The following is a 1,407-nucleotide window of genomic DNA, read 5'->3' on the forward strand; positions in this document are numbered from 1 at the left end:
GGCCGTGTCATGACAACCGTGTAAGCCGCGGATGGACCAAGATCGGATCGTCGTTGGCGATCCAGGAAGGCCCTTTCTGTGACGGAGAACACATCACGCCCGGTCGGCTCGTCGTCGGCTGAAGTGCTTGCCGGAGCGCTTCCGCCGGAGGTGTTGGACGCGCTGGTCAAAGAAGCGCACGCGAGCGGCGGTTCTTTGGGTGTGCAGGAATTGCTGAATCAGATGACGAAAGCAGTGCTGGAACGCGCGCTGGATACCGAAATGACCCATCATCTCGGATACGAGAAAGGAGATCCCGCCGGAAACGGCAGCGGGAACTCCCGGAACGGCCGGTCGACGAAAACGGTGTCCACGACCAATGGGCCGGTCGAGCTGGCGGTACCCCGCGATCGGAACGGTTCGTTCGAGCCGGCGATAGTGCCGAAACGCGCGCGTCGCCTGGGGAATATCGACGAGGTGATCCTGTCGCTGTATTCCCGTGGAATGACGACCCGCGATATTGAATCACACCTTCATGAAGTCTATGGCGTGAACGCCTCACGGGAACTGATCTCCAACGTCACCGAGGTGGTCGCCGACGAGATCGCACTGTGGCAGACGCGTCCGCTGGACGAGGTCTACCCGATTCTCTACGTCGACGGCATCCGCCTGCGGATCAAGGACAAGGGCGTGGTGACCACGAAGGTCGCCCACCTGGCCGTCGGCGTGGACGTCGAAGGCCGCAAGCATGCCCTCGGCTTGTGGATCGCCGACAGCGAAGCCGCGAAGTTCTGGGCCAAGGTCGTCACCGACCTGCGCAACCGGGGCCTGCGGGACATCCTGATCGCCTGCTGCGACGGGTTGACCGGACTGCCCGACGCGATCCGCGGCGTCTTTCCCGACACCGTCGTCCAAACGTGCGTGGTCCACGTGATCAGAAACGCGATGCGGTTCGTCTCCTACGGTGACCGCAAGAAAGTCGCCGCCGGAATGCGATCCATCTACACCGCGCCCACGCTCGAGGCCGCCGAGATCGCACTCAAGAACTTCGACAAAGAATTCGGCACCCAATACCCCGCCGCGGTCCAAGTCTGGCAGCACGCATGGAACGACTTCACCCCATTCCTGGACTATCCAGCCGAGCTGCGCCGAGTCGTCTACACGACAAACCTGATCGAGAACATCAACTTCCAGCTCCGTAAACTCACCAAGAACCGCGGCCACTTCGACAGCGACACCGCCGCCATGAAACTCCTCTACCTCGGACTCCGGAACATCACCAGCCACCGCGGAGGACCATCAGGAACCGGAACCTGGGGATGGAAACAAGCACTCAACACACTTGTCGTACTCTTCCCCGACCGCCTACCAATCCACTAACATAACCACACAATCATCCGTGGCTTACACGGAAATCATGACAGGGCC

Annotated in this window: 1 protein-coding gene; it reads left to right on the forward strand. The window is 61.1% G+C overall.

What is annotated here, in order from left to right:
• Positions 1 to 78: 78 nt before the first annotated feature.
• Positions 79 to 1,359, forward strand: a complete 1,281-nt coding sequence (locus ACXIZN_RS43165) for an IS256 family transposase (RefSeq protein WP_457960776.1) — start codon at positions 79 to 81, stop codon at positions 1,357 to 1,359.
• Positions 1,360 to 1,407: the final 48 nt, after the last annotated feature.

This window comes from Amycolatopsis sp. TRM77291, assembly GCF_054166285.1.